The 19660-nt window shown below is 66.3% G+C and carries 18 protein-coding genes; 12 read left to right on the top strand and 6 right to left on the bottom strand.

Going from position 1 to position 19660, the window contains the following annotated elements; translation table 11 throughout:
• Nucleotides 1-4 precede the first annotated feature (4 nt).
• The 5 genes from CHB74_RS07005 (at nt 5) to scpC (ending at nt 4421) form a co-directional block, all read left to right on the top strand.
• Entirely contained in the window at nt 5-916 is a 912-nt protein-coding gene (locus CHB74_RS07005; protein ID WP_218821397.1) for an alpha/beta fold hydrolase, read from the top strand.
• On the top strand, nt 913-1668 hold the full coding sequence (locus CHB74_RS07000; protein ID WP_089218898.1) for a glucose 1-dehydrogenase: 756 nt from the start codon (nt 913-915) through the stop codon (nt 1666-1668). Before CHB74_RS07005 ends, CHB74_RS07000 begins: the two co-directional genes overlap by 4 nt.
• A gap of 119 nt (nt 1669-1787) precedes the next feature.
• Complete coding sequence (locus CHB74_RS06995; RefSeq protein WP_089218897.1) at nt 1788-2300, top strand: Lrp/AsnC family transcriptional regulator; 513 nt, start codon at nt 1788-1790, stop codon at nt 2298-2300.
• Entirely contained in the window at nt 2297-2767 is a 471-nt protein-coding gene (locus CHB74_RS06990) for an Lrp/AsnC family transcriptional regulator (RefSeq protein ID WP_089218896.1), read from the top strand. Before CHB74_RS06995 ends, CHB74_RS06990 begins: the two co-directional genes overlap by 4 nt.
• A 139-nt stretch (nt 2768-2906) precedes the next feature.
• Nucleotides 2907-4421 (top strand): succinyl-CoA:acetate CoA-transferase ScpC, encoded by a 1515-nt coding sequence (gene scpC / locus CHB74_RS06985; protein ID WP_089218895.1) that lies wholly within the window; start codon nt 2907-2909, stop codon nt 4419-4421.
• A 28-nt stretch (nt 4422-4449) separates the two neighbouring features.
• On the opposite strand, the gene CHB74_RS06980 is transcribed toward scpC, so the two are convergent.
• Complete coding sequence (locus CHB74_RS06980; protein WP_089218894.1) at nt 4450-6114, bottom strand: sensor histidine kinase; 1665 nt, start codon at nt 6112-6114, stop codon at nt 4450-4452.
• Between the two features lie 191 nt (nt 6115-6305).
• Between CHB74_RS06980 and CHB74_RS06975 the strand changes: the two genes are divergently transcribed.
• The 5 genes from CHB74_RS06975 to CHB74_RS06955 all read left to right on the top strand — a co-directional run bounded on the left by CHB74_RS06975 (nt 6306) and on the right by CHB74_RS06955 (nt 9967).
• Nucleotides 6306-6629, top strand: a complete 324-nt coding sequence (locus CHB74_RS06975) for a hypothetical protein (RefSeq protein WP_089218893.1) — start codon at nt 6306-6308, stop codon at nt 6627-6629.
• 234 nt (nt 6630-6863) lie between these two features.
• Nucleotides 6864-8141, top strand: a complete 1278-nt coding sequence (locus tag CHB74_RS06970; protein WP_089218892.1) for an MFS transporter — start codon at nt 6864-6866, stop codon at nt 8139-8141.
• Entirely contained in the window at nt 8138-9058 is a 921-nt protein-coding gene (gene cysK, locus CHB74_RS06965; protein WP_089218891.1) for a cysteine synthase A, read from the top strand. Before CHB74_RS06970 ends, cysK begins: the two co-directional genes overlap by 4 nt.
• An 85-nt stretch (nt 9059-9143) precedes the next feature.
• Nucleotides 9144-9584: a PaaI family thioesterase gene (locus CHB74_RS06960; protein WP_089218890.1), complete on the top strand. Its 441-nt coding sequence runs from the start codon at nt 9144-9146 to the stop codon at nt 9582-9584.
• Nucleotides 9584-9967 carry a PaaI family thioesterase gene (locus CHB74_RS06955; protein WP_089218948.1) on the top strand — a complete coding sequence of 128 codons (384 nt, stop codon included), beginning with the start codon at nt 9584-9586 and terminating at the stop codon, nt 9965-9967. The genes CHB74_RS06960 and CHB74_RS06955 overlap by 1 nt, the downstream gene beginning before the upstream one ends.
• A 77-nt stretch (nt 9968-10044) precedes the next feature.
• On the opposite strand, the gene CHB74_RS06950 is transcribed toward CHB74_RS06955, so the two are convergent.
• Together CHB74_RS06950 and CHB74_RS06945 are read right to left on the bottom strand one after the other, a co-directional pair.
• Nucleotides 10045-11130 (bottom strand): LLM class flavin-dependent oxidoreductase, encoded by a 1086-nt coding sequence (locus CHB74_RS06950; RefSeq protein WP_089218889.1) that lies wholly within the window; start codon nt 11128-11130, stop codon nt 10045-10047.
• Nucleotides 11127-12035, bottom strand: coding sequence for an aldo/keto reductase (locus CHB74_RS06945; protein WP_089218947.1), 909 nt, complete (start codon nt 12033-12035; stop codon nt 11127-11129). Before CHB74_RS06945 ends, CHB74_RS06950 begins: the two co-directional genes overlap by 4 nt.
• Nucleotides 12036-12144: 109 nt before the next feature.
• Here CHB74_RS06945 and CHB74_RS06940 point away from each other — a divergent pair, with 109 nt between their 5' ends.
• Nucleotides 12145-13194 (top strand): YeiH family protein, encoded by a 1050-nt coding sequence (locus CHB74_RS06940; RefSeq protein ID WP_089218888.1) that lies wholly within the window; start codon nt 12145-12147, stop codon nt 13192-13194.
• 83 nt (nt 13195-13277) lie between these two features.
• Here the strand turns inward: CHB74_RS06940 and CHB74_RS06935 are convergent, their stop codons facing one another.
• Nucleotides 13278-14282 (bottom strand): LacI family DNA-binding transcriptional regulator, encoded by a 1005-nt coding sequence (locus tag CHB74_RS06935; RefSeq protein WP_089218887.1) that lies wholly within the window; start codon nt 14280-14282, stop codon nt 13278-13280.
• Nucleotides 14283-14302: 20 nt separating this feature from the next.
• Nucleotides 14303-16315, bottom strand: a complete 2013-nt coding sequence (locus CHB74_RS06930; RefSeq protein ID WP_281253526.1) for an alpha-glucosidase — start codon at nt 16313-16315, stop codon at nt 14303-14305.
• Between the two features lie 172 nt (nt 16316-16487).
• On the opposite strand from CHB74_RS06930, the gene CHB74_RS06925 reads away from it, so the two are divergent.
• Nucleotides 16488-18797 carry a TonB-dependent receptor gene (locus CHB74_RS06925; RefSeq protein ID WP_089218886.1) on the top strand — a complete coding sequence of 770 codons (2310 nt, stop codon included), beginning with the start codon at nt 16488-16490 and terminating at the stop codon, nt 18795-18797.
• A gap of 42 nt (nt 18798-18839) precedes the next feature.
• Here CHB74_RS06925 and CHB74_RS22725 read toward each other — a convergent pair whose 3' ends face one another.
• Complete coding sequence (locus tag CHB74_RS22725) at nt 18840-19604, bottom strand: DUF1294 domain-containing protein (RefSeq protein WP_179220741.1); 765 nt, start codon at nt 19602-19604, stop codon at nt 18840-18842.
• Nucleotides 19605-19660: the final 56 nt, after the last annotated feature.

Below are 19660 nucleotides of genomic sequence, written 5' to 3'. Positions count from 1 at the left end.
ACGCTTGAAGATCGACACCCCCGCGCCCGACGGCGCGGGGGTGATCGCCATGGCGGCGGATCTGTTCCTGCCGGCCGGAAATCCGCGCACACTGCTCTGGTGCGTGCCCGGCGGCGGCGCCGCGCGCGGCTATTTCGATCTGGCGGCGGGCGATACCGGGCACAGCTTCGCCCGGCGCATGGCGGCGATGGGCCATGCCGTGGTCGCGATCGACAATCCCGGCATCGGCGAAAGCGGCGAACCGCCCGCCCCTGCCGCCTTTACCCCGCGCCAGGCCGGCGACAGCCACCATCACGCGCTGGCCGCGCTCCGCAACCGCATCCCATCGCTGGCCGATCTGCCCGCCATCGCGGTGGGGCATTCGATGGGCGGGATGCTCGTCACGCTCCAGCAGGCGCGCAACCGCAGCTTCGCCGCCATGGCGTTGCTCGGATCCAGCGCCAGCGGGCTCGATTGGGCGCTGACCGACGAGGAACGCGGCTATATCGGCGATCCCGATGGACTGGAAGCCGCCCTGCCCCGCCTGGCCGAAGCGCGCTTCGGCGGCGCCTTTCCGCGCTTTCGCGCCGCCAACAAGGAACTCGCGGCGGAGATTTTCGGCGGCGGCGATCCTGCTGTTTCGGCGGCACTACGTGGCATCGGCGATCGCATGTTCGCCGCCGGTGGCGTCATGTCGATGGTGCCCGGCAGCTTCGCGGCCGAGGCCGCGGCAATCGACGTGCCGATGTTCCTGGCCTTCGGCGATCGCGATATCGGCGTGCCCTGGGGCGAGGTTCCCGCCGCCTATCCGGGTGCTGGCGACATCACGATTTTGCAATTGTTGGCCACCGGGCACAATCATTTCGGCTTTTCCAGCATCGCCGGCCTCTGTACGCGGCTCGATCATTGGATCACCGCCATCGGGAGAGCCCTGTGAGCAAGCTTTTTGAAGGTCGCACCGTATTCATCACCGGCGCCGGCGGCGGCATTGGCCGCGCCGCCGCGCTGGCCTTTGCGGAGGAAGGCGCGAAGGTCGCCGCCACCGATTATAATGGCGACTGGGCAGCGGAAACCGCCCGGATGATCACCGACGCCGGCGGCGAAGCCTATGGCGCCGCGCTCGACGTCACCGATCGCGCGGCGGTGGACGCCGCCGTCGAAGCCGTCGTCACCCGCTGGGGCCGGCTCGATGCCGCGTTCAACAATGCCGGCGTCGCGATCGAGAATATGACGACGCCGTGGGGCGATGGCGACATCTACGCCCGCACCATGGCGGTGAACGCCGATGGCGTGATGTTTTGCATCGCCGCCGAAGCGCGGATCATGGCCAAGGCCGGCGGCGGCGCGATCGTCAACACCGCGTCGATCGCGGGCATGTCCGGCGCCGGTGGCCCCGCCTATTGCGGCAGCAAGCACGCCGTGATCGGCTTCACCCAGTCGGCCGCGCTGCGCTGGGCGACGCAGGGCGTGCGCGTCAACGCCGTCTGCCCCGGCGCCATCGCCACGCCGATGACCGACACGCTGAACGCCGATCTGCAGGCCGCTGCCTTCATCAAGCAGATGCACCCGATGGGCCGCATCGGCGAAGCGCGTGAAGTGGCCGATGCCGTCGTCTTCCTCTGTTCGGACAAGGCGAGCTTCATCACCGGCCATCCGCTCGCGGTCGATGGCGGCTTCCTCGCGCGGTGAAGTGATGCTGCGCGGTTTCGCGCAGCATTGACAGCGCCCGCCCAATCCTGTCTGATTCCCGGCTCTATCGGCGCCGCCCTGCTGGCGGCGCCACAAGGCGAACATCTGGGGGTCAAGGTTTGGCAAGGGAAGCGACGGCGCGCAGCGGCGGCCGCGGACGCGGCGGTGGTGATGCCGCAACCTACGAACTGGATGAAGTCGACGAAAAGATCATCGCTGCGCTGCGCCACAGCGGGCGGATCGCCAATCGCGACCTTGCCCGTATCGTCGACGTGAACGAAGCCACCGTGCGCACCCGCCTGCGCCGGCTGGAAGAAAGCGACTCGGTACGCGTCGTCGCGATGCGCGATCTTTCGGCCATGGGCTATGAATGCCTGGCCGCCGTGGGCGTGCAGGTGAAGGGCCGATCCGCAGCGGCGGTCGGCCACGATCTCGCCCAATTGGAAGAGGTCGTGACGGTCAACGTCTCGATCGGCACGCACGATGTGGAAGCCCAGGTGGTCGCGCGCGATCTCGCCGATCTCGATCGGCTGCTCACCCATGTCATCGCGCATGTTCCGGGGGTCGAGAAGATCGTCCCGGGCCTCGCGCTCAAGGTTCTGAAATACACTCCGGATTGGGCACCCCTATGAGCCTCGGCGTCGCACTGGACGAAATCGACCATAAGATCATCGAGCGGCTGGGCATCGACGCCCGCGTCTCCAACCGCGAAATCGGGCGCGAGCTGGGGCTGACCGAAGGCACGATCCGGTCGCGGCTGAAGCGCCTGTTCGACAATCGGGTGATCCGCGTCGCCGCGATCACCAACACCAGCCGGCTGCGCAACCCGATCCTCGCTTATCTGTGGATCGAGGCCAATTCGGCGGGCGATATCGAGGATATGGCCGCCGCTTTGGCCAAGGTTCCCGAAATCGGTTTCGTCGCCACCATGCTCGGCCGCGCCGACGTGCTGGCGATGACGCTGGTGGAAAATGGCAACGAGCTGACCGATTTCCTGCACCAGACGATCGACAAGATCCCCGGCGTGCGGAGGGTGCGTTACAGCCTCGGCCAGAATTTCATCAAGCATGATTTCCGCTGGTGCGCACTAGTCGATTGAGCTTGCTGGCTTAACCGCTCCACTGACGTCAAAACGGCCGCTTCGGCCCCGCGTAACCGTGTTATGATACGGTCGCGCGGGTCGCACTGTCGCGCATCCCTCGTTAATAGGCGCCATCTTCAGTCTAGGGAGTTGCGTCATGTCCGGGAGTCGTATTCAAGCGGAGCAGTTGCGCGCCAAGGTGATGGATGCGGAGGCCGCCGCCGCGCTGATCACATCGGGCAGCAGCGTGGGCATGAGCGGCTTCACCGGATCGGGCTATCCCAAGGCGGTGCCGCTGGCGCTGGCCGCGCAGATCGAGCGCGAACATGCCGCCGGCAACCCGTTCAAGGTCAAGGTCTGGACGGGCGCCTCCACCGGGCCGGAACTGGACGGCGCGCTTGCCAAGGCGGACGGCATCGAATTCCGCCTGCCCTATAATTCCGATCCGATCGCGCGTGAGAAGATCAATCGCGGCGAGATGGAATATTTCGACATGCATCTCAGCCAGGTCGCGCCGATGGCGTGGCAGGGCTTCCTCGGCCCGCTCGATACCGCGGTGATCGAAGTGACGGGCATCCGCCCCGATGGCGCGCTCATCCCGTCATCGTCGATCGGCAACAACAAGACGTGGCTCGACCGCGCCGGCCAGATCATCCTCGAGGTCAACAGCTGGCAGAATCCCGCGCTCGAAGGGATGCACGACATCTATTACGGCACGGCGCTGCCGCCCGCGCGCGTGCCGATCCCGCTGATCAACCCGGACGACCGCATCGGCGAGCCCTATTTCCATTGCGATCTCGCGAAGATCGTCGCGATCGTCGAAACCGACACGCCCGATCGCAACGCCCCCTTCACCCCGCCGAACGCCGACGCGCTGGGCATTGCCGGCCACCTGATCGATTTCCTGAAGCATGAAGTGAAGAAGGGCCGGCTGCCCGCCAGCCTGCTGCCGCTGCAATCGGGCGTCGGCAACATCGCCAATGCCGTGCTGACCGGCCTGATCGACGGCCCGTTCGACAATCTGACCGCCTATACCGAGGTGATTCAGGATGGCATGCTCGACCTGATGAACAGCGGCCGGCTGCGCTTCGCGTCGGGCACGGCCTTTTCGCTGAGCCCGGAAGCCGCCGCCTCGCTCAACGCCAACATGAACGACTTCCGTGGCCGACTGCTGCTCCGCCCGCAGGAAATCAGCAACCATCCCGAACTGATCCGCCGCCTCGGCTGCATCTCGATGAACGGGCTGATCGAGGCCGACATCTACGGCAACGTCAATTCCACCCATGTCATGGGTTCACGCATCCAGAACGGCATCGGCGGATCGGGCGATTTCGCGCGCAACGCCTTCCTGTCGATCTTCATGACGCCGTCGACCGCCAAGAACGGCAAGATTTCGGCGATCGTGCCGATGGCCAGCCATGTCGATCATATCAATCAGGACGTGGCGGTGCTCGTCACCGAACAGGGCCTGGCCGATCTGCGCGGGCTGAGCCCCAAGCAGAAGGCCGAAGCGATCATCGCCAATTGCGCGCATCCCGATTACCGGCCGATGCTGGCCGATTATTATCGCCGCGCGCGCGAAGGCTCCTATGGCCAGCAGACCCCGCACCTCCTGCCCGAGGCGCTGTCCTGGCACGAACGCTTCGTCAGGACCGGATCGATGCTGGCCTGACACTCGCCCTGCCCGCCCCACGCCGTCGTCAGGCGGCGTAGGGGCAGGGAACGTCCAGCTTTTCGCCTTCGGCCATCGGCAGGCTGAAGGCGAAGGTCGCGCCCGGGCCGTCATGGTTGGCGCGCCCGCTGATCTTGCCGCCATGGGCCTCGACGATCGAGCGGCTGATCGAAAGCCCCATGCCCATGCCGCTCTCCTTGGTGCTGGCAAAGGCGGTGAACAGGCGGTCGGCCACCGCCGGATCGATACCGGGGCCGCTGTCCTGCACCTCGATCAACACCATATTGTCGGGCGTCAGCCGCGTGCGGATCACCAGCGCGCGGCGCTCCTCCGGCAAATCCGCCATCGCCTGGATGGCGTTGACGATCAGGTTCACCGCCACCTGCTGGATCTGGATGCGATCGGCGCGCACGCGCGGCAGCCCGGCGATCTCGGCGATGCTGAGCGCCACGCCGCGCGACTGCATGTCGTGCCGGCATAGCTGCACCGCCTCGCGCACCGCTTCGCACGGATGGAACAGCGTCGGCTTGGGCGCCGATTTGGTCGCCATGCCCCGGATACGGCCGATGATGTCCGATGCCCGGCGGCTATCGGCGATCATCCGTTCGATGGCGGTATTGGCTTCGGCCATGTCGGGTTCGGGCCGGAACATCCAGCGCTTCGCCGCCTCGCCGAAATTGACGATCGCGGCCAGCGGCTGGTTCACCTCATGCGCGATCGACGCCGCCAGCTCGCCCAGCGTCGCCACCCGCGCGGCATGGGCCAGTTCGCCCTGAACGCGCTGCAATTCCTGCTGCACGCGCAACCGGCCGGTAATATCGACGATGCCCACCAGCACGGTGCCATGGCCCATTTCCTGCGGCGGAAAGCTCCAGGTGAACATCACGTCGATCTCGCGACCGTCGAGCGTGAGCATCTTGGTTTCGGCCTCGAAGGTCGGCCGCCCCGCCATCGCCGCGATGCCGCTGGCCGCGAACACAGGCTCGCTCTCGCGCGGCCAGAAGCGCTCCATCGTCTCGCCCAGATCCTCGCGCGTCCTGGCGCCGAACATCCGCAAGGTCTTGTCGTTGACGTCCACGATCCGCGTCTTGGCCATCGAGTTGCGGATCGCATTGGGCGCCGATGCGAAGAAAGCGGCAAGGTCGCTTTCATTGGGGTGGCTCCATTCGGCCACCATCTGCTTCACCGCCGAAAAATCGAGCTCCCAGAAGGACACCGCCATCGCCTGGAACATATTGCGATAGCGATATTCGCTCCGCCGGAAATCCTCCTCCAGGATGATGTCCCACGTCACGTCGCGGCCGGTTTCGACGATGCGGTCGATCGTGCCGTCCTCCGTCCGGCTGGCCGCCCAGCGCACCGAAACCAGCACTTCGCGGCCGTCGCGCGTGGTGCGGGTGACATGGCCTTCCCAGCGCCCGGTGCGGACAAGCTCGGCCAGCACATCCTCCTCGGCCGTGTCGAAGCGCGTGTGCATCCGCGCATAGCTGCCCGGCGTCGCCATATCCTCGGCCGCCCAACCGTAAAGCCGGGTCGATCCACCGTTCCAGAACTGCATCGCGCCGTCGCCGCCACGAATGGACAGCGTATCGTCGCTCAGGTCGAGCAGGTTCGCCAGGTCGGCGGGCGGCTGCCGGCCGGCATCCGGCGACGGGCTAAGGCTCGGCTGGGGCACGATGGTGGCCACGTTCATATTCTCCGGCTTGGGCTGGACGCGATTTTCTCAAAGCCAGATGGCGACGTCCAGCGCCATTCGCTGCATCGCATCAAACCTAAGTATGATGCCGCCATATTAAAGCACGGCCATTCCACCCCCAGGTCTGATTCAATTCACCCGCCATTCAGGGCATTTCGACGTGGCAACTTTCCGGATGGAACAGGGCCATGGGTTTTCTCGATCTCAACGCGGCGGAAGGCATCCCCCTCCACAGCTTTGCCCGCACCGGCGAAATCGCGGCCCCCGCCCCGCGCGAATGGCTGCGTCCGCGCCGCGCCGCGCCAGCGCCGCGCTGGAAAAGCCTGATCGGCCCGATCGCCCTGGGCCTGCCCACCTCCACCGCATCGGCCGCCGTGACGGGAAGCTATTTCGGCGACCCCCTGCTCGGCCTGCTCGCCGCCGCCTTGTCCTATGCGGTGAGCGCGCCGGCGATCGCCTGGTTCGCGCAAGGGACGGGCAAGGCAAGCCGTGCCGATCATACGAAGATATGATCCGATTGACCCCTAGGCAGGGTGGAAAAGCCGATCGCCACCACCCATATCGCTTTCAGACGGACACTCCCCCAACCGTCTGAACAAACCGCCCTTCCCCCCCCAGGGCGGTGATACCGAGCGGGCCGGTTCCCTTGCCGGCCCGCTCTTCTTTTGGGCGTAATCATTTTTCTATTTTGCAGATAGATAAAAGGCCGATTGCCCACCCCGGCGGGATCGGCTTAGACGCACAACATGAGCGCTTCGCCCCATCCGTTCCGCATCCGTGATTTTAGGGCGTTCTGGTTCGCGCGGCTGGTGACGACCATCGCCCAGAACAGCATGGTCGTGGTGATCGGGTGGCAGGTCTACGATATCGCGCGGCGGACAATGCCGCCCAGGGAAGCCGCCCTCCAGCTCGGGCTGGTCGGCGTGTTCCAGTTCGTGCCGCTGCTCGCCCTCACCCTGATCGTCGGCTGGACGGCGGATCGCGTCGATCGCCGCTGGATCGCGCGCGCGGCGGTCCTGCTCGAAGCCGGCTGCGCTGCGGCACTGGGTTGGCTCGCCTGGCACGACACGACCAGCCTGCCCGCCTTGTTCGCGGTCGCCGCCTTGCTCGGCGTTGCGCGAGCCTTCGCCAGCCCGGCGCTTTCGGCCCTTGCCCCCAATCTGGTGCCGGCGGCCGTGCTGCCCAATGCGATCGCGCTCAGTTCGATCGCGTGGCAGACGGGCGCGATCCTTGGCCCGGCCGCCGGCGGCTATCTCTACGCGCACAGCCACTGGCTGCCTTATGCCGCGTCCGGCGGCCTGTTCGCGCTCGCTTTCGTGGCGCTGCTGACGATCCGGCCGGTGCCGCGCACCTCGCTGGACGGCAAGGCCAACCCGTGGGCGCAGATGGTGGATGGGCTGCGCTACGTTCGCCACAACCGGCTCGTGCTCGGTGCAATCTCGCTCGATCTGTTCGCCGTGCTGCTCGGCGGGGCGACGGCGATGCTGCCGATCTTCGCGCGCGACGTGCTGGCGGTCGGCCCCGCCGGGCTCGGCCATCTCCGCGCGGCGCCCGCCGTGGGGGCGGCACTCGTCGCTTTGTGGTTCGCGTTCCGGCCGCTCCGAAACAATGTCGGCATCAAGATGCTGGGCGCGGTCGCCGTGTTCGGCGCGGCCACGATCGCCTTCGGCCTGTCGCGCTGGCTGCCGCTGTCGCTCGGCTGCCTGGCGCTGCTCGGCGCGGCGGACATGTTCTCGGTCTATGTCCGCCAGTCGCTGATCCAGATCTACACGCCGGATGCAATGCGCGGCCGCGTCGGCGCGGTTTCCACCCTGTTCATTTCGGGATCGAACGAGCTGGGCGAGGCCGAATCCGGCTTTCTCGCCGCTTTGGTCGGCCCGGTGGCGGCGGTTGTCGCCGGGGGTGTCGGCGCGATCGCAGTCACCCTATTATGGGCGCGCTGGTTCCCGGAAATCAGCCGGGCGAAAACCTTCGCGCCGCCGCAAACATTGGAAGACATACCCGTGCAGGAGAATGCGAAATGACCAAGGCGGCCAATATCCTGGAAACGATCGGCGGCACCCCGCACATCCGGGTCAACCGGCTGTTCGGCGATGCCGAGGTTTGGGTGAAGTCCGAACGCTCGAACCCCGGCGGATCGATCAAGGATCGCATCGCCTTGTCGATGATCGAGGCGGCGGAGCGTTCGGGCAAGCTCAAGCCCGGCGGCACCATCATCGAACCGACCAGCGGTAATACCGGCATCGGGCTGGCGCTGGTGGCGGCGGTGAAGGGCTATAAGCTGATCCTCGTCATGCCCGAATCCATGTCGCTGGAACGCCGCCGGCTGATGCTGGCTTATGGCGCCAGCTTCGATCTGACCCCGCGTGAAAAGGGCATGAAGGGCGCCATCGAACGCGCGCTGGAACTGGCCGAAGCCACGCCCGGCGCCTGGATTCCCCAGCAGTTCGAAAACCCCGCCAATATCGACGTGCATGTCGAAACCACGGCGGACGAAATCTATCGCGATTTCGCCGACACGCCGATCGACGTGCTCGTCACCGGCGTCGGCACGGGCGGGCACATCACCGGCTGCGCGCAGGTGCTCAAGGCGAAATGGCCGAACCTGAAGGTCTATGCGGTCGAACCGACGCTCTCGCCGGTCATCTCGGGCGGCCAGCCCGGCCCCCACGCGATCCAGGGCATCGGCGCGGGCTTCATCCCCGCCAACCTCCACACCCAGTTGCTCGACGGTGTGATTCAGGTCGATCCGGCCGACGCCAAGGAATGGGCCCGCCGTTCCGCGCGCGAGGAAGGCATGCTGGTCGGCATCTCGTCGGGCGCCACGCTCTCCGCCATTGCGCAGAAACTGCCGGAACTGCCGGCCGGCAGCCGCATCCTCGGCTTCAACTACGATACCGGCGAACGCTATCTTTCGGTGCCCGATTTCCTGCCCGAATAAGCTGCCTGTCGCGGGGCGGCCGCCATTTCGCGCCGCCCCGCCCATCACGGTTGCGGCCATCGCCCGGCCGGATTAAGCGCAGGACATGGCACAGCAACCCGTCGGCATGACCTTCGATCCAGCCCGCTTCACCGATGCGATCCGCACCCACGGCCACAATGGCGCGATGGGCATTCGTTATGTGAACCATGGCGACGACTGGGTGGAACTCGCGCTCGATTATGACGACCGGCTGATCGGCAATGCCGATACCGGCGTGCTCGCTTCCGGCCCGATCTTCGCGCTGATGGACATGGCGACCAGCATGGCGATCTGGCGGCGGACCAACATCTTCCGCCCGCAGGCGACGCTGGACATGCGCGTCGATTATTTGCGCCCCGCCGTGCCCGGCCGCACCGTGTTCGGGCGTGGCGAATGCTATCGCGTCACCCGCCGCATCGCCTTCGTGCGCGGCCAGGCGCATGACGGCGATCCCGCCGATCCGGTGGCGCATGTCGCCGGCACCTTCATGTTCACGGACGAATGATGACAATCCAGCTTCCGCCTTATGCCGATTTCCTGCGGCTGACGCTGGTCGGCGAAGGGGATGATCTGCGCGTCGCGATGCCGGCGGGCGATCATGTGCTCGGCCGCCCCGGTTTCCTCCATGGCGGCGCCATCACCGGGCTGATGGAAATCGCCGGCATGGTCGCGCTGCACCGCGCCCTGGGCGAGGACCGGCCGAAGGTGAAGCCGGTCAACGTCACCATTGATTTCATGCGCGGCGGCCGCCTTGTCGAAACCTTCGCGCAAGGCAGCGTCACCCGCATCGGCAATCGCATCGCCAATGTCGCGATCGAGGCATGGCAGGACGATCCCGAACGGCCGATCGCGGCCGCCCGGATGATCATGTCGCTCAACCGGAGCTGACGAACCGGGCGGCGCTGACGAACCGGGCCGGCGCGCGCTTAGAGCAAATTCCGAGTCAGCAGGTGATTGAAGGCGCCCTAGCCCAGCGGGCCGTGGTCGATCCGCGGCAGCACGTGGCGGGCGAACAGATCGGCTTCGGCCGCGTGCGGATAGCCCGACAGGATGAACGCCTCGATCCCCATCGCGCGATAGCTTTCCAGCTTGGCGAGCACCTGATCGGGATCGCCGACGATCGCCGCGCCGCAACCCGATCGCGCCCGGCCGACGCCGGTCCACAAATTGGCTTCAGCATAGCCATCGTCACCCGCGCCTTCGCGCAACGCCGCCTGCGCGGCCACGCCGGCCGACTTGGAATCCAGCGATTTCGCCCGGATCGCGGCACCGGTTTCGGCGTCGAGCTTGGAAAGCAGACGATCGGCCGCCGCCCGCGCCTCGGCCTCCGTCTCGCGCACGATCACATGGGCGCGATAGCCGAAGCGCAGGGTGCGGCCATGCTTCGCCGCGCGCGCCTTCATATCGGCGATGATCGCGGCCACGGCCTCCTGCTTGTCGGGCCACATCAGATAGACGTCGCACCCCTTGGCCGCCGCCTCACGCGCATCTTCGGATAGCCCGCCAAAATAGAATTGCGGCGCCCTGCCCGAAAGCGTGCCGAGGCGCGGCGGATCGACCTTGAGCTTCCAGAATTCGCCATCATGGTCGAGCGGCTGGCCGTTGAGCAGCGTCTTCAGGATGTGCATCGCCTCGACGGTGCGGGCATAACGCGGGGCGGAGGCCAGCGTTTCGCCCGGCATGTCGGACGAGATGATGTTGATCGCCAGCCGCCCATTTCCATTACCATCGGCGCCCAGCATCCGATCGATCGTAGCGATCTGGCGGGCCAGCTGTGGCGGCCACATCTCGCCGACGCGGATGGCGAGCAGCAGGCGGATACGCTGGAGCAACGGCGCGATCCCGGCCGCAAAGGCGGTGCTGTCGATGCCCAGCGCATAGCCCGACGGCAGCAGGATATTGTCGAAACCGCCGCTTTCGGCCTGCAGCACGATATCGCGGCAATGTTCCCACGACGATTGCAACTTGGGGTCGGGCTGGCCCAGAAACTCGTAATCATCGTCGCAAAGCGCGGAAAACCAGCTGATCTCGCACGGCGCCCGATCGGTCATGGCAGATTTTCTCCCAGGGATGCCACCAGCACCGCATACCAGTCGGCGCGGGTCCAGCGGGGTTTCAGCGCGTCCGGGATTTCCGCGATGCGGGCCGGATTCTGCGTTCCGACGATGGGGATCGGGCGCGCCGGATGCGCCATGATCCAGCTATAGGCGGCCGCCGATCGCGACACGCCATATTCGATCGCCTTGGCATCCAGCGCCGCCGCCACGCGCAGCGAACGCGCATCCTGCGGATCGGCGATGCGGCCGCCGCCCAACGGCGACCAAGCGAGCACGGCGACGTCGTGGGTCATCGCCTGATCGAACAGGCCGTCGTTCAGCGGATCAAGCTTGAGCGCCGAAAATTCCGGCTGGTGGCTGACCAGCGGCATCGGCAGGAACGCCATCAGCGCCGCCGCCTGCGACACGGTGTAATTGGACACGCCGACCGCGCCGATCTTGCCCGCCGCATGGGCCTTTTCCAGCGCGCGCGCCACTTCGGCGGGGTGGGTCAGCATGTCGGGGCGGTGGATCTGCCACAGCTCGACATGATCGGCGCCCAACCGCTGCAGCGACGCATCGATCGCCGCCTCGATATAGGCCGCACCGGAATTATAGGGCGTGCCCATTTCGATCCCGCCCTTGGTGGCGATCACCATGCGGTTACGCAGCGCGCGATCTTCGGCGAAGACGCGGCCCAACAGCTTTTCGGCGGCGCCGAATGGCTCGCCATTGTCGGGGCCGTAAATGTCTGCCGTGTCGAACAGCGTCACGCCTGCCGCCAGCGCCGCCTCGATCCGGGCGCGTGCCGCAGCGACATCATCGCCGGCAAAGCGCCACATGCCCCAGGCGATCGGGGATACCGTGAGGCCGCTCTTGCCGAGAAGGCGGGATTCCGCTGGCGCGGGCAGATATGTCATCGCTGTCATACGTCCGGTCATAACGCCGCCCGGCACAAAAAGTCGAGCCTCCCCGAAAAAATATGATAACGCTGTCTGAAACACCCGGCCCGCGCCCCCGAGGACGACCTTGAAGAACCAACACCGCCCCGCGCTCCCCGCCGCTGCCGATCTTTATGGCGATCTCGAACCCGCCCCCGTCGTCCGCTGGCAGGATTATGGGCCGGGGCTGATCCTGGCGACGCTGGCCACGCTGGCGGCAGCCTATCTGTCCGAACGCTATGGCGCGCCGCTGACGCTGATGGCCCTGCTCGTCGGCCTGGCCCTCAATTTCCTGAGCGCGGACCAGCGCCTCGCCCCCGGCCTCGCCTTCGCGTCGCGCACGCTGCTGCGCTGGGGGATCGTGCTGGTCGGCGCGCGGATCACGCTGGGCCAGATCGTCGATCTCGGCCCGGCCGCCTTCGCCGCGATCGTCCTCATCCTCGCGCTCACCCTGCTATCCGGCGTCGGCATCGCCCGCCTGCTCGGCTTCGGCGCGGCCTTCGGCGCACTGGCGGGCGGTGCGGTCGCGATCTGCGGCGCATCGGCGGCGCTCGCGATTGCCACCGTGCTTGGCGAAAAGCGCGCGGGCCAAGGCCAGCTCACCCTCGTCCTCGTCGGCATTTCGGCGGCCAGTTCGCTCGCCATGGTCGCCTATCCGCTGATCGCGCACCAACTGGCGATGGGCGACAAGGCGGCCGGCTTCATGCTCGGCGCATCGATCCACGATGTCGCGCAGGCGCTGGGTGCCGGCTATTCCTATTCCGCGCCGGCGGGCGAAATCGCCACCATCGCCAAGCTCAGCCGCGTCGCCCTGCTCGCCCCCGTGCTCGCCGCGATCGCCTGGTTCTTCCCGGCCGAAGACGGGCGCAAGGCCAAGTTCGCCGGCCTGCCCTGGTTCGTCGTCGGCTTCTTCGGCCTCGCCGCGCTGAACTCCACGGGCATTGTCCCCGCTTTCGTCAACCATGCCGCCGATGACGGCGCTGCCGCCCTGCTCGCCTGCGCGGTCACCGCTACCGGCATCCGATCGCCCATGCAGACGCTGATGGCCGGCGGCCCCCGCCCGCTGCTGGTGATCGCCGGCGCAACGCTTGTCGCCCTCGCCCTCTCCATCGCGGCGGCGATGCTGCTGGTCGGCTAGGCCGTCATCACCGCGACAACGGGAATGAACGGATTGTTTGGCGCGTCGACATCATGCCAGCGCCGGCTGGCATCGCTACCACCCTATCGCCCCTTGCGCCGCGCCGTCGAACTCCGCACCACCAGATCATGTTGCAGGCGGCGATGTTCGACGCCGTCGCCCATCGCGAAGAGCAGGCTGGCGGCGGTGTAGGCCAGTTCGCGGGTCGGCTGGCGGATCGTCGTCAGCGGCGGCCAGACAAGCTGGGCGAGATCGGTGTCGTCGAAACCCGCGACCGAAAGATCGTCCGGCACCGCGATGCCGCGCCGATGCGCGACGGCGAGCACGCCGGCGGCCATGTCGTCATTGCTGGCGAAGATCGCGCTGGGTGGTTCGGGCAGGTCGAGCAGCGTTTCGGCCGCGTCCGCGCCGCTGGCAAAATCGAAGGCGCCCTGCCGCACAAGGTTCGGTTCGAACGGCACACCGGCCCGGTCGAGCGCGCGGCGATAGCCGAACAGGCGCTGGTCGCTCGCCATATGGTTGGGATGGCCCACCACGAAGCCAATCCGCCGATGCCCTTCGTTGATCAGGTGCGTCGTCATGTCATCCGCCGCCTGCACATCATCCATGAACACCGATGAGGTGAGCGCATGGTTGGTGCCGGGCGAAATCCGCACGAACGGGATGCCGCGCCGCTCCAGCTCCTCCAGCACGGGTGCCGCATCGGTCACCGGCGAGGACAGGATGACGCCGTCGACATGGGTCTCGTCGATCAGGCCGCCCACATCCTGCGCCAGCGTCGCCGAATCCACGTCGGTCGGCTGGGCGAGCAGACGGACGCCCTGTTCGCGGCAGCGCCCCCACACCCCGTCCTGAATCTGGTGGATATAATAAGGGCTGTGATTGTCGTAGAGCAAAGCGATCTGGAAAGATCGCCGCCCGGCCAGCGTGCGGGCCGCGAGGCTCGGGCTGAAATTGAGCGCGGCAACCGCCTCCTCGACCTTCTTGCGGGTCTCCTCCTTGACGTATTTTTCCTTGTTGAGGACGCGGGAGACGGTCTTGATCGACACGCCCGCCGCGATGGAGACATCCTTGATCGTGGTGCGCATGGGTCGACTATGGCGAGAGGTCAGATCGACGCAAGCCCCGCGAACAGCGCTTCGTGCACGCTGCCCGCGCGCCAGAACACTGGCGGCGATCCGATCGGGCTTTCCACATCAAGCACTTGGCCGCCGGAATGGGCCTCATGGCTCCACAGATGGATCCAGTCGGCGCCCGCCGGCAGATAGACCTGCCAGCGCTCCGCCCCCGGCTCGATCACCGGCGCAACCAGCAGGTCAGGGCCATAAAGATAGGCGGTTTCCACCGGGTAACAGGCCGCATCCTCCTCGAAATGCAGGAACAATGGGCGCTGTAGCGGCAGGCCGGTCGCCACCGCTTCGTCGCACAGCCCCGCGACATAAGGGGCGAGCGCCGCGTGGATGCGCGTCATCCGCGCAAAATGGGCGAGCACCTGCGGATCGCCGTCGATCTGCAGATTATCGTCGGGGCGATTGCCTTCGTGGCTGCGCATGACGGGTGTGAAGGCCGCCATCTCGCTCCACCGCATGATCAGTTCGGCGGTGCGGACATTACCGAACAACGACGTGTAACCGCCGATATCGCTATGGTGATAGGCATTGCCGAGCAGGCCCGACGACAGGGCGCCGCGGATCACCGTGCCGATGCCGTCATGGCGCGAAAAATCGACCGACTGGTCGCCCGCCCACAGCAAGGGGCAATGCGCCTGCACGCCCGTCCAGCCCGCGCGCATGAAGAACAGGGCGTCGCCCGTCCGGCCCCGGCTGGCCACCGCATCGGCATTCACCTTCGCCCAGATCGTCGGCCAGGGATTGTGCATCAACATGCCATCGACGCCGTTGGAGAGGCGCACGTCGACCGGCAGATATTCGCCGAAATCGGCCATCCAGCCGGACAGGCCGAAATCGAGCATCTCTTGCCCGATGATCCGTTCGGCGAACCATTTGGCGGCGTCGGGATTGGTGAAATCCACCACCCCGCAATCGAACTCGCCGAAATCGACGAGATAGATGTCGTCGCTATCCTGCCGCAGCGCCAGATAGCCACGCTCGGCCGCTTCGACGAACTGCACGCCGTCCGCCGCCAGATAGGGGTTCACATAGCCCAGGAAGCGAATGCCGCGCGCCGCCAGCGCCGCGATCCGCCCCCGCAGCCCCGGATAGCGCGCCTCGTTCGCTTTCCAGTCCCAGAACAGCCGCTTGCCGAAACTGGTGACGCGCAGGCCAACCCAATCCTCGCACCACAGGCCCGAAACCTCCGCACCGGCCGCGACGAAACCCTCCAGCCGGTCAAAGCTGCGCTCGCCATCCTTCAGCCCGACGATCGCGCCGCCGATCGCCCAGTCGGGCAGCCGCGGCTGGCGGCCGAAGCGGGCGGACAATTGCTCGACCAGCCCGACGAAGCTGGGTGCCGCCCACGCCTCGATCCGCGCAGGCACGGCCCAGGCCTCGATCTCATGAAAATCGGGATCGCGGAAATCGAAGGCCGCATAAGCGTCGGTTTCGACATGCAGCGCATAGCGGCGCGACGAAACATAGGTCGGCTGCGGATAATTGGTGTTCCAATAATCGCCGCCCGATTTTCCGGTCACATCGGCCTGCCACGTCAACTGCGTGCTCTTGTCACGGCCCACGCCGGGTTCCGACGTCCAGAGCGGGAAGCGCCGGCCCGCCATGTCGAAATAGGACATCTGCTCGCCGCCGCCCCACAGCCGCTCGCCGGCATCCGCCAGCACGCGCAGCCAGAAGCGGTTGAGCGCCGGCCCGGCCGCGTTCAGCGCCAAGCCGCCCGGCTCCACCCGCAATTCCAGCAGCGGCGCTAGCCCGGCGGCGACGGCCAGCCTGACGAGGTTGCCGGCGATTTCGGCGTGGCGCAGCGGCAGCCGCTCGTCCACCCGGTCCTCGATCGCGAAATTGCCGCGATACATCTCGACCAGTGGACGACCCGATCCGACGAAGAAGGCAGGTTCAGCGGCGCGATGGCGTACGATCGCCACATCTCCCACCCACAATTCGAACCCGTCCGCCAGTTGTTCGATACGCATATCCGCCCTTTCGACCATATGACAGCGATAGCACATTCACCCCGCCTGCAAAGCAGATTGAGGCGACACAACATTCTCTATCTTTTCGATAGTGTTGACAGTCGGGCCGCCAGTGCATAGCCATTGGCCGGGTAAGAGGCGCTTCCACCGCAAGCCGGGGTCAACGCGCCCGTTCTACAGGGAGATCGACATGCCTGCATTCCCCCGCCGCGCCGCCATTCGCGCGCTCACCCTGACAACGCTGACAGGGGTTTCGGCAATCGCGCTGGCCATTCCGGCCGCCGCGCAGGAGGGTGCCGAAGCCGAGCGTTTCGACGATATCGTCGTCACCGCGCAGAAGCGCACCGAAAGTCTGCAGGACGTGCCGGCGGCGGTCAGCGTGGTTTCCGCGCTCCAGTTCGAACAGCGCGGCGGCGTCAACATCCAGTCGCTGCAGCAGCTCGTCCCCAGCCTGAACTTCAAGGATAGCGCGACCAGCCTCGATTCCACGCTATTCCTGCGCGGCGTCGGCACGATCAACTTCTCGATCGCCGCCGAACCCTCGGTCGGCTTCGTGGTCGATGGCGTCACCTATGCCCGCGCGGGCGAAGCGTTCGGCGATCTTTACGATGTCGAGCGGATCGAGGTGCTGCGCGGGCCGCAGGGCACATTGTTCGGCAAGAACGCTTCGGCCGGCGTGATCAGCGTCGTCACCAAGCGCCCGGGCGACGAATTTGGCGGCTATGTCGAAGGCACGGCCACGACGGACGAAGAATATAAGATCCGCGCCGCGGTCGACCTGCCGATTTCCGATACGATCAAGAGCCGCTGGACCGCATCCTATGGCTGGTTCGACGGCACGGTGCGCAACATCACGCTCGATCGCACGGTCAACGGCTATGAACGCTATGGCATTCGCGGCGTGGTGACGGCTGAAGCGACCGACAATCTCAGCTTCACGCTGATCGGCGATTATCGCCGGATGAACAGCGATTGCTGTGCCGAAGTGATCGGCACGCTCCCCGCCGGGGCGCTGGCCGGCGCACTCGACGGCGTCGACGTGAAGGGCGATGCCACGCGCGAAATCCGCCAGAACACGCTCACCAAGACCAAGGAAACCAGCTGGGGCGTCTCGCTCCAGGGCGACCTCGACGTGGGTTCGGCGGGCACGCTGACCTCGATCACCGCCTATCGCTATTACCGTAACTACGGCATCCGCGACGGCGATTTCATCGATACGGTCTATTCGCAGGGCGGCGGCTTCCAGCTCGACGATTTCGGGCCGCAGCCGTCCAAGACGTTCACGCAGGAAATCCGCCTGACATCGCCGGGCAATCAGTTCATCGAATATGTGATCGGCGGCTTTTATTATTGGGCGAAGCAGGAACGCACCTTCCAGCGCGACGACATTGTCTGCACCGATACCACGCTGGCCCCGGTGGCGCCGGGCCTGACGCCGTGCGCGGCGGGCTCGTCGACGCTCACCTTCCCCAGCGCGGTCGGCAATTTCGGTTCGACGTTCAACAACTTCGCGATCTATGGCAACGCCACGATCAACATCACCGATGCCTTCCGCGTCATCGCGGGCGGGCGTTACACGCATGATGATCTGAAGGCGTTCAACGTCCGCACCGCATCGGCGATCGCCGGGCCGGGCGTGCTTGCCGCCGCGTTCGATGAACGCTTCAAGGTCAAGAATGACGATTTCTCGCTCCGCGCCGGCCTGCAATATGATCTGACCGACGATCTGATGGCCTATGCCACCTATTCGCAGGGCTATAAGGGGCCGGCGTTCAACGTCTTCTTCAACCAGAATCTGAACCAGCGCGATCCGCTGAAGCCCGAAACCTCGGACGCCTTCGAAGCGGGCGCCAAGTTCCGCACGGCCGATGGCGCGTTCACGCTCAACACCGCGCTGTTCCACGCCAAGTACAAGAATTTCCAGGCGAACGGCTTCGTGGAGATCGGCACGCCGCCCAATGTGAGCACCGTCACCCAGCTCACCAACGCCGGCACGATCATCACGCAGGGCGTGGAAATCGAATCCGTGATCCGGCCGACGCGCAACTTCACGCTGCAGATCGGCATGGCCTATACCGATGCCGAGATCGACCGCTTCAACATCACCCAGCCCGGCCAGAGCGACCGGCATGGCGAACAATTGCCGCTGGCGCCGAAGTGGAAGGGCAATGCATCGGCGCTCTACACGATCGAGACGGGCGGCTTCGCCGATGTCGAGATCGGCGGCCAGATTTCGCTGACCAGCGATCAGGTTTCGACGCTGGAAGCCAATCCGGTGACGCGGCGCGCGATCACCATCGACGGCTATGCCATCGTCGATGCCAATATCGCGCTGGTCGATCCGAACGGCGTGTGGCGGCTCAACTTCATCGGCCGCAACCTGACCGATACGAGCTATGCGACGCTGATCACCCCGGGCGGCCCGGGCGGCAGCTATCGCTATCTGCTGCCGCGCGACGTGGATCGCTATTTCGGCGCGCAGCTGCGCTACAATTTCTGATCGCGAAGGCCCCGGGCAACCGGGGCCTTTTTCTTTTCGGGCTCAGGCGGTCCAGCGTTCCACCACCACCCAGCCCAGCCCGCCCAGCGCACCAACCTGCACCACGATGATCGCCATCAGCACCGCCGTGAAGGGCTGCTTGCGGGTCTTATGGCGGAAATGGCGGCGGGCCAGCATCGCGCCCGGCGATCCACCCAGCGCGGCGAGCGACAGCAACTGCGCCTCCGATACGCGAAACAGCCCCGCCCGCGCCCGCCGCTTGTCGATCCAGAAGGCGAGATAGGTGACGAGGTTGAGGCCGAGCAGATAATAAGCCAGCCACCGCCAGCCGCCGCCAAGATCGGGCAGAACCCCGGCCAAGGCAGTGGCCAGGATCGCGGGGAGGTCGGTGGCCGGGGCGCCCGGCGTCACACCTTCCTTCGGTTCGGCCAGCCGCGCCGCCGGCGCGCGATCGCAATCGAGCTGGCCGTAGCGTTCGACCGCAAAGCCATCGCGCACCATCGCGCAGGACAGATCCTCGCCATCGGCGGTGCAGCGCGCGATGCTGCGGCTATAATGGTCCTTATCCACCACCTCGCAACGCACCTCGCGGCCGCGCGTCAGCGCCGCCAGATGATCGCGCGCGGCAAAGGGATCGCCGGGGGTGCAGCGGCGCCCCTCACGGCACGATCCGGGCATTTCGGGGGCGTCGATCGCATAAAGCCGCATCGATCGCCGCGCACCATCGCAGCGGATCGCGTCGCCATCGTGGTGGCTGGGGCTGGCGCAGGACAAAGCGGCGGACGCCGACACAAGCAAAAGCAACATCGCCGCCCCCTCGCCCAACCGGACGAGGATGGCAACCATCCGAAAAGCCTCATCAA

Source organism: Edaphosphingomonas laterariae (genome assembly GCF_900188165.1).
Lineage (GTDB): Bacteria > Pseudomonadota > Alphaproteobacteria > Sphingomonadales > Sphingomonadaceae > Sphingomonas_E > Sphingomonas_E laterariae.
The sequence above is the reverse complement of the archived record's forward strand: the minus strand, read 5'-3'. Positions and strand labels throughout refer to the sequence as shown.